At 72.0% G+C, this 13,638-nt stretch carries 10 protein-coding genes; 4 read left to right on the top strand and 6 right to left on the bottom strand.

The window, feature by feature from the left end; genetic code table 11:
• The first annotated feature begins 236 nt into the window (after positions 1–236).
• The 3 genes from PUR53_RS47780 (at position 237) to PUR53_RS47770 (ending at position 4,111) form a co-directional block, all read left to right on the top strand.
• Positions 237–926, top strand: a complete 690-nt coding sequence (locus PUR53_RS47780; RefSeq protein ID WP_329912630.1) for a carbonic anhydrase — start codon at positions 237–239, stop codon at positions 924–926.
• Positions 923–2,863, top strand: coding sequence for a SulP family inorganic anion transporter (locus PUR53_RS47775; RefSeq protein WP_329912605.1), 1,941 nt, complete (start codon positions 923–925; stop codon positions 2,861–2,863). The genes PUR53_RS47780 and PUR53_RS47775 overlap by 4 nt, the downstream gene beginning before the upstream one ends.
• Before the next feature lie 315 nt (positions 2,864–3,178).
• A complete protein-coding gene (locus PUR53_RS47770; RefSeq protein WP_329899360.1) occupies positions 3,179–4,111 on the top strand; it encodes an oxidoreductase in 933 nt (310 codons plus the stop codon).
• Positions 4,112–4,248: 137 nt separating this feature from the next.
• On the opposite strand, the gene nirD is transcribed toward PUR53_RS47770, so the two are convergent.
• The 5 genes from nirD to PUR53_RS47745 all read right to left on the bottom strand — a co-directional run bounded on the left by nirD (position 4,249) and on the right by PUR53_RS47745 (position 10,174).
• Entirely contained in the window at positions 4,249–4,599 is a 351-nt protein-coding gene (gene nirD / locus PUR53_RS47765) for a nitrite reductase small subunit NirD (protein ID WP_329899359.1), read from the bottom strand.
• Entirely contained in the window at positions 4,596–7,199 is a 2,604-nt protein-coding gene (gene nirB, locus PUR53_RS47760) for a nitrite reductase large subunit NirB (RefSeq protein WP_329899358.1), read from the bottom strand. The genes nirD and nirB overlap by 4 nt, the downstream gene beginning before the upstream one ends.
• On the bottom strand, positions 7,200–8,417 hold the full coding sequence (locus PUR53_RS47755; protein ID WP_329899357.1) for an NAD(P)/FAD-dependent oxidoreductase: 1,218 nt from the start codon (positions 8,415–8,417) through the stop codon (positions 7,200–7,202).
• Positions 8,418–8,781: 364 nt separating this feature from the next.
• Entirely contained in the window at positions 8,782–9,489 is a 708-nt protein-coding gene (locus tag PUR53_RS47750) for a class F sortase (protein WP_329899356.1), read from the bottom strand.
• A gap of 157 nt (positions 9,490–9,646) precedes the next feature.
• Positions 9,647–10,174: a hypothetical protein gene (locus PUR53_RS47745; protein WP_329912604.1), complete on the bottom strand. Its 528-nt coding sequence runs from the start codon at positions 10,172–10,174 to the stop codon at positions 9,647–9,649.
• Positions 10,175–10,508: 334 nt separating this feature from the next.
• Here PUR53_RS47745 and PUR53_RS47740 point away from each other — a divergent pair, with 334 nt between their 5' ends.
• Positions 10,509–11,141: an NADPH-dependent FMN reductase gene (locus PUR53_RS47740; protein ID WP_329912603.1), complete on the top strand. Its 633-nt coding sequence runs from the start codon at positions 10,509–10,511 to the stop codon at positions 11,139–11,141.
• Positions 11,142–11,574: 433 nt separating this feature from the next.
• Here PUR53_RS47740 and PUR53_RS47735 read toward each other — a convergent pair whose 3' ends face one another.
• The gene (locus PUR53_RS47735; protein ID WP_329912602.1) at positions 11,575–13,488 is read right to left on the bottom strand and encodes a sigma-70 family RNA polymerase sigma factor; all 1,914 of its coding nucleotides are present in this window, start codon (positions 13,486–13,488) and stop codon (positions 11,575–11,577) included.
• Positions 13,489–13,638: the final 150 nt, after the last annotated feature.

Genomic DNA, 13,638 nt, shown 5'->3' with positions numbered 1-13,638 from the left:
GCCGTGCTGTGGGGCGCCACGCTACAAGAGAACGAACAGCTGTGCGCAGGGAATCCGGAGCATTGTGAAATGACCCTCAGAAACCGCTTGTATTCGGTCGCCCGACCTGCGGTGAAGGGGTTGCTGGCCGAAAGATGTGGAGAATCTGGTCGTGCTTTAGTGTTCTCTTAACCTTCCTCTGTTCATCGCCCCTCTACGGTCGTAAGAGCTGGTCAGAGTCGTTGCAGGGAGGCATGATGAAGGCGTTGCTGGATCGCGCCCGGTCGTTCAAGCGGCGGGTGGACTTCGAGAGCGACGAATATCGTAAACTCGCCGTCGGGCAATTTCCCGAGGCGCTGTTCATTACCTGCTCGGACTCGCGGGTGATTCCCGCCCTGATCACCGGGGCGCGGCCCGGCGAGATATTCGAGCTGCGAAATGCGGGCAACATCGTGCCGCCGCACGACGCGTACGGGGCCGCCTCCGGCGAGGCCGCCACCATCGAGTACGCGCTGGAGGTGCTCGGCGTTCAGGACATCGTCGTGTGTGGTCATTCCCACTGCGGTGCGATGGGCGCGTTGAAGTACGGCGCCGATCTGTCCGGCCTGCCCAGGGTGGACGCGTGGCTCGACTACGCCAGGCCCGCGCTCGAACCGGTCCTGGGGGCCGGAGCGGGCGAGAACGGCTCCGCCGGGGGCGACACCGGAAGCGGCGGCTCCGGGAGCGGCGGCTCCGGCAGGGCCGGCGCCTCGTCCGAGGATCCCGGACTGCGCGAGGTCGTCCAGCTCAACATCCGCAACCAGCTCGCCGTCCTGCGGGACTACCCGGTCGCCCGGCAGCAACTCGACGCCGGACGGCTCCGGTTGCACGGCTGGTACTACGAGATCGACACCGGCAAGGTCCACGAACTGGACGCGGACGGCGGTTTTCAGGTGCACGGCTCATGAGCGGCGCGCACGGACGCCGGCACGCGGCGGGCGGCGGCGCCCACCGCTCCCACGGGAACGGCCAGAGCGGCGGGCCGGGATTACCGGGGCACATCCCCGGCCCACCCCCTTACGCCCCGGACTTCCCCCCGAACCTCGCCCAGGGCGACGGCGGTTCCCCGGAGTGGGCCGTCACCGAGTCCCTGGGCACGGATCGTCCGCCCCCGAGTGCCAAGGGACCCCGCGGCGGGGCCTCCGCCGGTCGTGTCGACTTCGCCACCGAGATCACCGCGTCCCTCGTCGTCTTCCTGGTCGCGCTGCCGCTCTGCATCGGCGTGGCCGTCGCCTCCGGTGTGCCGGCCGAACTGGGCATCATCTCCGGGGTGATCGGCGGTCTGGTGGTCGGCGCGGTGCGGGGCAGCACCCTCCAGGTCAGTGGCCCGGCGGCCGGGCTCGCGGCGCTCGTCGCGGAGACGGTCATGGAGTTCGGCGTCGCGATGCTCGGCGTGATCGTCCTCTTCTCCGGCATCCTCCAGATCGTGCTGGGCCTGGTGAAACTGGGCCGGATGTTCCAGGCGATCTCCCTCGCCGTCGTGCAGGGCATGCTCGCCGGCATCGGGCTGCCGCTGATGTTCGGCCAGCTGTATCCGATGTCCGACTCCAAGGCGCCGGGCACCCCCCTGGAGAACATGGCGGGCGTCCCCGGACTGATCGCCGACACCGTGACGAACCCGCAGGCGCTGATCGCGGCCGGGCTCGGCATCGTCACGATCGTGCTGAGCTTCGTGTGGAAGCAGGTGCCGGGGCCGGTCAAGAAGATCCCGGCCGCGCTCGTGGCCGTCGGGATCGGCATCGCGGTCGCCTCGCTGCCCGGCGTCGAGGTGAAGACGCTCCAGGTCGGCAATCTGCTGGCGTCCGTGGACGTACCCGGGCCGGACCAGCTGGCCGGGCTCGCCGATGTCGGGATCATCACGGCGATCCTCACCTTCACCGTGATCGCGTCGGCGGAGAGCCTGTTCACCGCCGCCGCCGTGGACCGGATGCACAACGGTCCGCGCACCCGCTACAACACCGAGCTCATCGCCCAGGGCGCGGGCAACACCGTCGCCGGCATCCTCGGCGCGCTGCCCATCACGGCGGTCGTCGCGCGCAGCTCGGCGAACGTGCAGGCCGGCGCCAAGACCCGCCTCTCCCGTACGCTGCACGGCCTGTGGCTGCTGGCCTTCGCGCTGCTGCTGCCGCAGGTGCTGGCGCTGATCCCGATCTCGGTGCTCGCGGGTGTCCTCGTGCACAGCGGGTGGAAGCTGTTCGCGCCGGAGCAGTTCCCGAAGATGTGGCGGCAGGACCGGGGCGAGTTCGCGGTCATGACGCTGACGACGCTGGTCATCACGGCGACCGCGCTGCTCGAAGGGGTGCTGTTCGGGCTGGCCGCGGGTGTGGTGCTGGCCGCGCTGCGGATGTCGCAGACCGTCGTCCGGCAGCACATCGAGGACGACACGGCGAAGGTCGTCATGGCGGGCAACGCGACGTTCCTGCGGCTGCCGAAGCTGATCGACGCGCTGGAGGGCGCGGCGGCGTCCGGCAAGCCGCGCATCCGGCTGGACCTGCTCGGGGTGACCCACCTCGACCACGCCTGCCGCAGCCAGATCGAGGAGTTCGTGGCGCAGCAGCGGGGGGCGGGGCTGCGGGTGGAGCTGCTGATGCCGGACCTCACGAAGCCGGCCGCGGCGGCCGAGGAGCCGGCGTCCACGGAGACGCCGGAGCCGGTGTCGACGGAGGTGTGGGACTACGCGACGGTCGGTACGGCGGCGGTGGGGGGTACGGGGCCGATGCCGGGCGGGGCCGGGGCCGGGCCGGGGCCCGACGCCGAGTGGTTCTATCTGGACACCCGGCCGATGCCGGGGGCGCCGGAGGCCCGGCCGCCGTTGTTGCGCCGGGGGCGCGACTGGGGGGAGTGACCGGGGGCTCGTGGGCGGGTGCGGGTCGGTGGGGGCTGATCGCGCAGTTCCCCGCGCCCCTAAAAGCCCAGGCCCTGCGGGCCTGAAAGACCGGGCTCTGCGGGCCTGAAAGACCACGGCCCCGCGCCCCTGAAAAGCACGGGGCGCAGCCCCTGCTTTTCAGGGGCGCGGGGAACTGCGCGACCAGCCCCCACCGGACCCGCAGCCGCCACGCCTCCCGCAAAGCCCCACCCCGGTAGCGCCCCCACCTCCCGCAACACCCCCACCCGGTCTACGCTGGAAACGCCCCAGAGGCCCTTCGGGAAGGCGGCGGTCATGACCGGCTGGAACATGCGCGACATCCCCGATCAGCACGGCCGCTCCGCCATCGTCACCGGTGCCAACAGCGGTATCGGATACGCCGCCGCCAGGGCACTCGCCCGCCGTGGTGCGCATGTCGTCCTCGCCTGTCGGAGCGCGGAACGCGGGGCCGCCGCGTTGGAGCGGATGAGTTCCGAAGTGCCGGACGGGAGCGTCGAGTTGATGCAACTCGACCTGGGGGACCTGCGCTCCGTACGGGAGTTCGCGGAGGCCTACGCGCAGGCGAGCGACCGGCTGGACCTGCTCGTCAACAACGCGGGCGTGATGGCCGTGGCGCGGAGCCGTACGGCCGACGGCTTCGAGACGCAGTTCGGGACCAACCACCTCGGGCACTTCGCCCTCACCGGTCTGCTCCTGCCGGCCCTGCTGGCCACCCCCGGCGCCCGCGTCGTGACCGTCTCCAGCCTGATGCACCTGCGGGCCAACATCGACATCGGCGACCTCAACAGCGAGCGCAGATACGGGCGTTGGCTCGCCTACGGCCGCTCCAAGACCGCCAACCTGCTGTTCACCCACGAGCTGGCCCGGCGGCTCGCGGCGAACGGCTCGGAGGTCGTCGCCGCGGCCGCGCACCCCGGCTACGCGTCGACCAATCTCCAGACGGCCGGGCCCAGCGCCGAGGGCCGCAAGGGCGTCGAACGCTTCATGCGGGTCGGCAACCGCTTCTTCGCGCAGTCGGCCGAAGGGGGCGCCCTGCCCACCCTCTACGCGGCGACCGCCCCCGACGTACGCCCCGACTCCTTCACCGGCCCGTCGTTCGCGATGTGGCGAGGCGCCCCGGCCCCGTCCCTCCGCGCCCCCTGGACCGCCGATGACCGCGCGGGCGAACTCCTCTGGTCCGCCTCGGAGCACCTCACGGGCGTCACGTACGACGCACTGAAGGCCTGACGCCACCACCGGGTCCGCCGCGCGGCGGAACGCGCGCGACGGAACGCGCGCGACGGAACGCGCGCGACGCGCGGACGCCCGTACCCTCGTACGGTCGTCCGCGCGCCACGCGCGACTGAAGGGTGAGCGGCGACGGGCTACGCGGCCCGTACCTCGTACGCCGTGATCCGGACCGTCTCGTCGTCCAGGCACTGCCCGGTCTCCAGGTCGAAGCGCTGCTTCAGGAGCGGGGAGGCGACGAAGGGGCGGCCCTGGTGGCTGCCGGTGAGGCCCCGGGAGAGGACCGCGGCGCCGCCGAAGGGGTCACGGTTGTCGATGGCGTACAGCTTGCCCGCGCGGTCCATGAAGAGCGCGGCCTGGTTGCCGTCGGGGAGCAGGGCCGCCACGCCGCGGCCCGGGGTCAGCAGGGCCAGGTCGCAGACCGTGAACCAGCCGTCCGTCAGCCGCAGTTGGACCTTGACGTCGATCTTCTCGGGGGCGAGGGTCATCGCTGGGCGCTTCCTTCCAGGACATCGGCGGGCCGCAGGCCGATGGACAGCAGGGGCAGGTCGGGCTTGATCTGGTCGCGCTCGGGGACGAAGCCGACGACCGGGTCCGGGGTGTCGGGGGCGTTGACGAAGGACACGAACCGGGCGAGCTTCTCGGGGTCGTTGATGGTGGAGGCCCACTCGTCGGCGTAGTGCGAGACGTGGTCCGCCATCAGGGACTCCAGCTCCTCGCAGATGCCGAGGGAGTCCTCCACGACCACGTCCCGGACGTGGTCCAGGCCGCCGGGGATCCGCTCCAGCCACGTCGAGGTCCGCTCCAGGCGGTCGGCGGTGCGGATGTAGAACATCAGGAACCGGTCGATCAGCTTGATCAGTTCGGCGTCGGAGAGGTCCTGGGCCAGCAGGTCCGCGTGGCGCGGGGTGGCGCCGCCGTTGCCGCCGACGTAGAGGTTCCAGCCGTTGGAGGTCGCGATGACGCCGAAGTCCTTCGACTGGGCCTCGGCGCACTCACGGGCGCACCCGGAGACCGCCGACTTCAGCTTGTGCGGGGAACGCAGGCCCCGGTAGCGCAGCTCCAGGTCGATCGCCATGCGGACCGAGTCCTGGACGCCGTAGCGGCACCAGGTCTGGCCGACGCAGGACTTCACCGTCCGCAGCGACTTGCCGTAGGCGTGGCCCGACTCGAAGCCGGCGTCCACCAACCGGGTCCAGATGACAGGCAGTTGCTCGACCCGCGCACCGAACATGTCGATCCGCTGACCACCCGTGATCTTCGTGTAGAGACCGAAGTCGCGGGCGATCTCGCCGATCACGATGAGGCCCTCGGGGGTGATCTCACCGCCGGGGATGCGCGGGACGACCGAGTACGAGCCGTTCTTCTGCAGGTTGGCCAGGAAGTGGTCGTTGCTGTCCTGCAGGGCCGCCTGCTCGCCCTCCAGGACGTAGCCGCTGGCGCCGATGGTCGGGGCGAGGGAGGCGATGATCGAGGCGACCGCCGGCTTGCAGATCTCGCAGCCGTCGCCGCCCTTGGCCTCGTCGCGGCCGTACCGGTCCAGCAGGCCCTGGTACGTGTTGATGCGCAGGGCGAGGACGATCTCGTACAGCTCCTCGCGGGTCTGCGAGAAGCAGCCGCACAGGCCCTTGTCGACCTCGACGCCGGACGCCTCCAGCTCGGCGGTGACCAGCTGGCCCAGCACCTTCACACAGCTGCCGCAGCCCGTACCGGCCTTGGTGCACTTCTTGACCTCGGGCACCGTGGTGCACTGGTGGTCGGTGACCGCGCCGCGGATCGCGCCCTTGGACACGTTGTGGCAGGAGCAGATGATCGCGTCGTCCGGCAGCGCGGACGGGCCGAGCTGGGCGCCGCCGCCGGAGCCCGCCGGGAGCACCAGCGACTCGGGGGAGACCGGCGGGACGGACCCGGTGAACGCCTTCAGCGTGCCGTACGCGTCCGCGTCGCCGACCAGGATGCCGCCGAGCAGTTCGCCGTCGCGGCCGATGACCAGCTTCTTGTAGATGCCGGAGCGGGAGTCGGAGTACACGACGTCCAGGCAGTCGGCGGTCGCGCCGTGCGCGTCACCGAAGGAGGCCACGTCCACGCCGAGGAGCTTCAGCTTGGTGGACAGGTCGGCGCCGGTGAAGGCGGCCTCGTCGGCGGCGATGGTCGCGGCGGCCGTCTCGGCCTGCTCGTAACCGGGGGCCACCAGACCGTAGACCCGGCCGTCGGAGGCCAGCGCGCACTCGCCGATCGCGAAGACGTGCGGGTCGTTGACGGTCCGGCACTGCTCGTCGACGCTGATGCCGCCGCGCTCGCCGACCGTCAGACCGCAGTCGCGGGCGAGCTGGTCGCGGGGACGGACACCGGCGGAGAACACCACCAGGTCGGTGGCCAGTTCGGAGCCGTCGGAGAGCTTCATCCCGGTGACCGCGCCGGACTCGTCGACGACGACCTCCTGCGTGCCCACACCGGTGTGGACCGACAGACCCATGTCCTCGATGGTGCGCAGCAGCGCGGCGCCACCGCCGTCGTCCACCTGCACCGGCATCAGCCGGGGCGCGAACTCCACGATGTGGGAGGTGAGTCCGAGACCCTTCAGCGCGCCCGCCGCCTCCAGACCGAGCAGACCGCCGCCGACCACGGCACCGACCTCGGCCGTCTTCGCGTACTCCTCGATCGCGAGCAGGTCCTCGATCGTGCGGTAGACGAAGCAGCCGGTCGCGTCCTTGTTGGGGACCGGTGGCACGAAGGGGAACGAGCCGGTGGCGAGGACGAGGATGTCGTACTCGAAGACCTGCCCGGAGCGCGCGGTGACCTTCTTCGCCTCACGGTCGATCGTCTCGGCCGGGTCGCCGACGAACAGCTCGATGCCGTGCGTCTCGATGAACGCCATGTCGGTCATGGAGAGGTCCTCGGGCGTCTTGCCCGCGAAGTACGAGGTGAGCGCCACCCGGTCGTACGCCGGGCGCGGCTCCTCGCAGAGCACGACCACGCGGTGCGTGGCGGTCAGGCCGCGCTCGGCGAGCGCTTCGAGGAAGCGCTGGCCGACCATGCCGTGGCCGACGAGCACGATCGTGGGGGTGGCCCCCAGGGTGGCGGACATTCAGGAGCCTCCATCGTTGGTGAGCAGGTGGAGCAGGGGAGCGCCGTTCGCGGGGAGCGGCTCCGCTCCCTCCCAGGCGCGGGCGAGCGCGCCCACGGTGCCGAGTTCGCCGACGAGCACTCCGCCGACCAGGCGGTCGTCGCGGACGACGACCTTGCGGTAGGTGCCGCGTGTGGCGTCGGCCAGCTGGATGACGTCGTCACCGGGCAGAGGGTCGGTCTCGCCGAACGCGGCGAGGTCGAGGAACTCCGCTCCGGCGAGCGTCAGCCGGGTCAGGGCGCGGGTGCCGGTGTACCGGGAGCCGGTGTTCCCCGCGAGCAACTCGGCGAGGACATCGGCCTGTTCGAGCGCCGGCGTGGCGAGCCCGTAGACCGTGCCCTCGAACTGGGCGCAGTCGCCGATGGCGTGGATGCGGGGGTCGGAGCTGCGCAGCTCCTCGTCGACGATGACGCCCTTGTGCACCGCGAGCCCCGCCTCCTGGGCGAGACCCACCCGGGGGTGGACGCCGCAGGCGATGACCACGAGGTCCGCGTCGAGCGCGTACCCGTCCGCCATCGACACCGACCGCACGGTCCCGCCGACGCTCCGCACGGCACGTACGCGCGTCTCGGTGTGCACCTCGACACCGAGGTCGACGAGGTGCCGCCGGACCAACTTCGAGGCGGACGGGTCGAGTTGACGTTCCATCAGGCGCTCGCCCTGCTGGGCGAGGACGACCTGGACGCCGCGCAGGGCGAGCGCGCGGGAGGCGGAGACCCCGAGGAGCCCGCCGCCGATGACGACGGCCCGCGCGCCCGGCCGTACGGCCTTCGACAGCCGCAGGCAGTCGTCCATGGTGCGGAAGGCGTGCACCCCGTCGGGGAACTCGTGCCGCTCCGGGTCCCAGAGGCCGCGCAGCGGCGGCAGCACCGGGTTCGAGCCGGTCGCGAGGACCAGCCTGTCGTACGTGATCTCCGCACCGTCCGCGAGATGTACGGCTCGCATCTCGCGGTCGATACGGACCACCCGGCCGCGCGTCAGCTCGGCCGGGGCGGGCAACGCGATGACCTCGGGGGCGTACCGCCCGGCCAGCACCTCGGCGAGCAGCACCCGGTTGTACGGTGTGTGCTCCTCCTCGCCCACCAGCGTGGCGGGCATGCCGAGCTCTCCCAGCCGCCGGGCGAGACGTACGCCCGCGAGGCCGGAGCCGATCACCACCACACGCTCATTCGAGGTCATGTCCTTGAGCGTGCGGTGCCGGTGTTACCCGACCGCATCGCATCTGTTTCCCACGAGGAACGCTGCCCTCCCTGCGGCCCCGAGTGGAGTGTGAGGGGTTTCCGTAAGGGCCGGGTGGGGTGTGAGGACGCCCGGCATCACCGCGCTGACCTGGTGATACGAGACTCATGCGGGCGTATACGGGAGGCGGCCCCGGCCCACCGGCGGCGACGGCCCCGCCGCGACACGGTGCCGTAGGTCACGTCGGCGGGCGCCGACGGCGAAACATTCCTGCCGTCCGCGCGCGCTACGGGCCCGCCGAGTGCCCGCCGGTCGGCTGTCCGCCTGCCGGCTGCCGACCCCCCGGTTGTTCACCTGCCGGCCGTTATCCCCTCCGCTCCCCGGTGGTCGGTGCCGGCTCGGTGGTGCGGTGGCCCGTGAGGTGGGCGAAGACGACCACGTTCCCCCGGTAGCCGCTCGTCCGCGAGTATCCGCCGCCGCAGGTGATGACCCGCAGCTCGGGCCGCGACGCGGCCCCGTACACCTTCTCGTCGGGGAAGTTCCGCGCGTCGTACACCTCCACCGCGTCCACCGTGAACAGGGCGGTCCCGCCGTCCCCCCGGTCCACCTCGACGGTCGCGCCCCGCCGCAGCGCGCCGAGGCGGAAGAAGACCGCGGCACCGTCGGCGTTGTCCACATGCCCGGCGACGATGGCGGTACCCCGTTCACCCGGCGTCGTGCCGGCCTCGTACCAGCCCGCGAGTTTCTCCTTCTCGGCGGGAGGGACGTCGAGGCTGCCGGTGGGCGTGAGGCCGAGCCCCATCAGCGGCGCGTCGACGCGGAGGGAGGGAATGCGGATCCGAGTAGGCGGGGAGGGCGGCAGCGCGGCGGCCGCCGGTCCGTCGCCCCCCGACTCGCGCCACGTGCCCGACGTGCCCGACGTGCCGGACGCACCACCGGACCGGCTGTGGGCCTGCGCGGCCGACGGCTGCGGCGGCGCGTGCGACGTGGTGCCGTTGTGCAGCAACCACGCGCCCGAACAGAGGGCCACCACGGTGACCCCGGCTATGACGGCATTGGCGACCCGACGCACGGAAACCTCCTCATGGGCCGACGGGGCCCGGCACGGCCCGGCAGGGCACGCCGCGAGCTGGGTGCCCCCTGATTCCTCCCCTCCGGGTCGAGGGGCGTCGGGCCCGGAGGGGAGGAGGGGACGGCGGTACCGGCGGACGGACGGCGGAGGGTGTCCGTCAGATCCCGTCGCCTCTCGCCCGGCGATGCAGGAGCCAGGTACCGCCCGCGGCGGCGACGGCCAGGGCCGCCACACCCGCCGCGGTCTGCACGGGGTCGGGACCGAGTGCGCCACCGACTCCCGTCTTCACACTGCCTCTCGGATACGTCGGCTGCCCCGTCAGGGTGCCGTTGAGCGAGACCACCAGGTCGCCGGTGATCCGACCGTCCCCGTCCGTGCAGGCCGCGACGATCTCGTACGTCCCCGGCTGCGCGCTCGGCGGCACCTCGAAGCGCCCGCCGAGCCGCTGCCCGGCGACGGGGGTGAGCGAGAAGGAGCCGGCGCCGACCGCGCTGGCGTCCCCCGTTGCGGTACCGCCCGCGCCGCAGGCCGCCGTACGGACGGTGACCTCGTCGCCGGGGACGACAGTGGCGGGGGACAGTTCCAGCAGCTCGGTGCCCGCACCGCCGTACGCGGGCGCGGTGGCGAGGGCCGCGAAGGCGAGGGCGAGCGCGGTCGTGGTCAGCGGCCGGGCGGTACGTCGCATCGTGCTGCCTCCTCCGTGAGTCCTCCGTTCCCCTCCGAGGTAAGTGGCTCTCCGGCCCACGCGCTTCCTGATGGGGCATCAGAAAGGGGGTGGAAATGAGGTGAATGGGTGTCAGGGGGCGGGCGGGGAAAGTTGCGACGGTGGGTATTTGGGCAGGTCATAGGGGTGAGCGCGAGGGGCGCGAAGAAGGGGGACGTGCTGGGTGACCGCTGAGGGTGTGAACGGGTGACCGAGGGGGGCGGGGCGCGGAGCAAAGCTGCGGAAGAAGACGGAATCGCGCAAGGTGGCGACGCGACTTGACCTCAACCAAAGTTGAGGTACCACGCTGATGGGCATGCAGACAGTCACGCACACCCAAACGGAAACCGTCCCGACGCCCGCCTCCGCTCCGTCCTCCGCCACGCCGGTGCGGGTGACACTGGTCATCGGCAGCAACCGCACCGGCCGCTTCGGGTCGGTGATCGCCGACTGGCTGCTGGGCCGGGTCCGGGATCACGACGGCTTCGAGGTCGACGTGGTGGACGTCGCCGAGGCCGACCTGCCGACGACGTTCGCGCCGACCGCCGAGGCCACGGCGCGGCTCGCCGAGATCACCCCGAAGCTGGCGGGAGCGGAGGCGTTCATCGTGGTGACGCCCGAGTACAACCACTCGTACCCGGCGGCCCTCAAGAACCTCATCGACTGGCACTACGACGAGTGGCGAGCCAAACCGGTGGCCCTGGTCTCGTACGGAGGCATCTCAGGGGGTCTCCGCGCGGCCGAGCACCTCCGCCAGGTCTTCGCCGAACTCCACGCGACCACGGTCCGGGACACGGTCTCCTTCCACCACGCCCACACCGCCTTCGACGACACCGGCCACCCCCACGACCCGACCGCCCCGAACAAGGCGGCCCAACTGATGCTGGACCAACTGTCCTGGTGGGCCCAGGCCTTGCGAGAGGCGAAGAAGAGGCGCCCATACGGCTGAACTCCGCCCGCCGCGCCCCCCAGGGGCGCGGGCAACTGCGCGAGCAACCCCAAACACCCCGCACCCACCCACCCCCCGAGCCCTCGTCCACCCCGAAGGCACAGCAAGCACCAACCGAATGACGAACGGCGCGAACGGGGGTGGGGGCACGCCTCTGGTGAACGGGGGTCGAGGCACGGCCCTCTGGTGAACGGGGGTCGAGGCACGGCCTTTGGAGAACCAGGGGCGAGGGGTACGGCCTCTGGAAACGGAGGGGGTCGAGGGGCGCCGCCCCTAGGGAATGGGGGCCAAACGGCACCGTCCCTGGGGAACGGGATCGAGGGATACGCCCCCTGGGGTGGGGGGTGAGGGGGCGCAGCCCCTGGGGATGGGACGGGTAGGGGCGGCGGGGGCGAGAAAACCACACGCCCGCCCCACCGCCACCCCCACGACATCAACAACCGCCTCCAGGCCCCCCGGCTCCACTCCCCGGATCCTCAGGCAACGGCTCACCAGGCGGCGCAGCCTCCCCGTCCCCCGGCTCAACCACATCCGGCGGACCAGGAACGTCCTCTACGGGTGGTTCCACGACGGGCGGGGCTTCTTCCACGGGTGGTTCCACTACCGGGGGTTCCACCACGGGCGGCGCCTCCTCTACGGGTGGTTCCTCTTCCTCAGGCGGCTCCACCACGGGAGGACCCTCCTCAACCGGTGGCTCGACCACGGGCGGCGCCTCCTCTACGGGTGGTTCCTCGACGGGTGAGCCCTCTTCCCCAGGCGGCTCCACCACGGGAGGACCCTCCTCAACCGGTGGCTCGACCACGGGCGGCGCTTCCTCTACGGGTGGCTCCACGACAGGCGGCCCCTCTACCCCAGGCGGCTCCACCACGGGAGGACCCTCCTCAACCGGCGGTTCCACCACAGGCGGCGCCTCCTGAACCGGCACCTCCTCTACGGGCGGCTCCACCACAGGCCCAGCCGGCTCCGCAGGCCCCGGCTCCGCAGGCCCCGGCCCATCAGGCGCCGGCTCCTCACCCCCCGGCAGTTCGTACCCCGGTTCCTCAGCCCCTGGTTCCTCAGCCCCAGGTTCCTCAGCCCCCGGCTCCACGCCCCCAAGTTCCTCCCCGGCCGCTTCCTCACCCCCCGCTTCCTCACCCCCCGGCGTCTCAGGCTCCGCGCCCCCGCCCCCCGGCGCCGCCACGACCACGACCTCCTCCTCATCCGCGCCCCGAACCGCCCGCCGCTCCACGGCCCCGCCGTCACCCTCCACGCCCGTCGAGACGACCGCATCCGTGACGGCCCCCCGGCGCTCGACGACGTCAGGAGACGCGGCCTCGGGCCGATGCGGTGCCGGCGCCTGTGCGACCGGTACGCGCTGCGCGGGACCCGCCCCCGAGTCGAGGGGCCCGAGCACGATGCCGGCCACCACCGCGGCGGCAGCCGCAGCCGCCCCGACCGCCGCGACGGTGGGCACCTTCACCCCACCCACGCCGCCAGCCCCACTCGCCCCGCTCGCCACCTGCCGCACGGCATGCAGCACCCCGCCACTCCCGTGCGCACCCGCAGAACCGAACACCGCGGCCGTACCGGCGGAGCCCCCCGTGAGGGCCATCAGCAACTTGCCCCCACCCCCGCCCACCACGAACACCAGCAGAGCCGGACCGACGAGCGCGGGCAGCCGGTCGTTCGTGCGCATCAGCACGGCGAGCCGCGCCCGGCAGTCGTCGCACGCGTCCACATGGCTGAGCAGTTGCTCGGACTGCCGGGCCGTCGCGGTACCGCGCACATACGCCGGCATACGCCCCCAACGCACTTGGCACGCCGGATCGATCGGCGCCCCGGGCTGCTCGCGCAGAAACGCCTGGCGCATCCCCTCGCGCGCCCGGTGCAGCAGTACCGCCGTCGCGCCCTGCTTCGCGCCGATGCGCTGCCCGACCGCCTCCAGCGGCTGCCCCTCCGCCTCGGCCAGCCACAGCGCCTGCACCCACCGCTCCGGCAGCTGCCCCAGCACCCGCACCAACAGATCGACGGAGGAGACCTGTTCGGCGGGATCGGCGGCGTCGGCCACCCGCACATCGACCTCGACCCGCTCGGGAGCCGTCGGATCCAGCGGCGTCTCCCGCGTGGCGGTGGAGCCCACCGCCGCCGCGAGGTGCCGCACCGTCGTCATCAGATACGCGGGCACGTTGTCGATCTCGTGCCCCCCGGAGAGCCGCCGCCACACCCGGAAGTGGGCCTCGGCGACGAGGTCCTCGGCGGTCCAGGAGTTCCGGGTGAGGGAGCGCGCGTACGCGACGAGGCGCGGGTGCTGCTCCTCGTAGATCCGGGTGTACGCGGCGGTCGCGGACCCGGAGAGGCCGTCGGTCATGGCGGGAACGCTCTCCAGTCGCACTGCTGATGGGGTGACGACGATTTTGTATGCGGAGATGACAAAAATCTCAAGTAATTACACAAAGTGACACGCATCACAGCGGGTGACATCCAAACCGGCGTAATACATGGGGGCTTGGCGCGGTCG

Origin of the sequence: Streptomyces sp. SP18BB07, assembly GCF_036322545.1 — a bacterium.
In the GTDB taxonomy this organism is placed as follows: domain Bacteria; phylum Actinomycetota; class Actinomycetes; order Streptomycetales; family Streptomycetaceae; genus Streptomyces; species Streptomyces deccanensis.
This window is presented reverse-complemented; position numbering and strand designations above follow the sequence as displayed.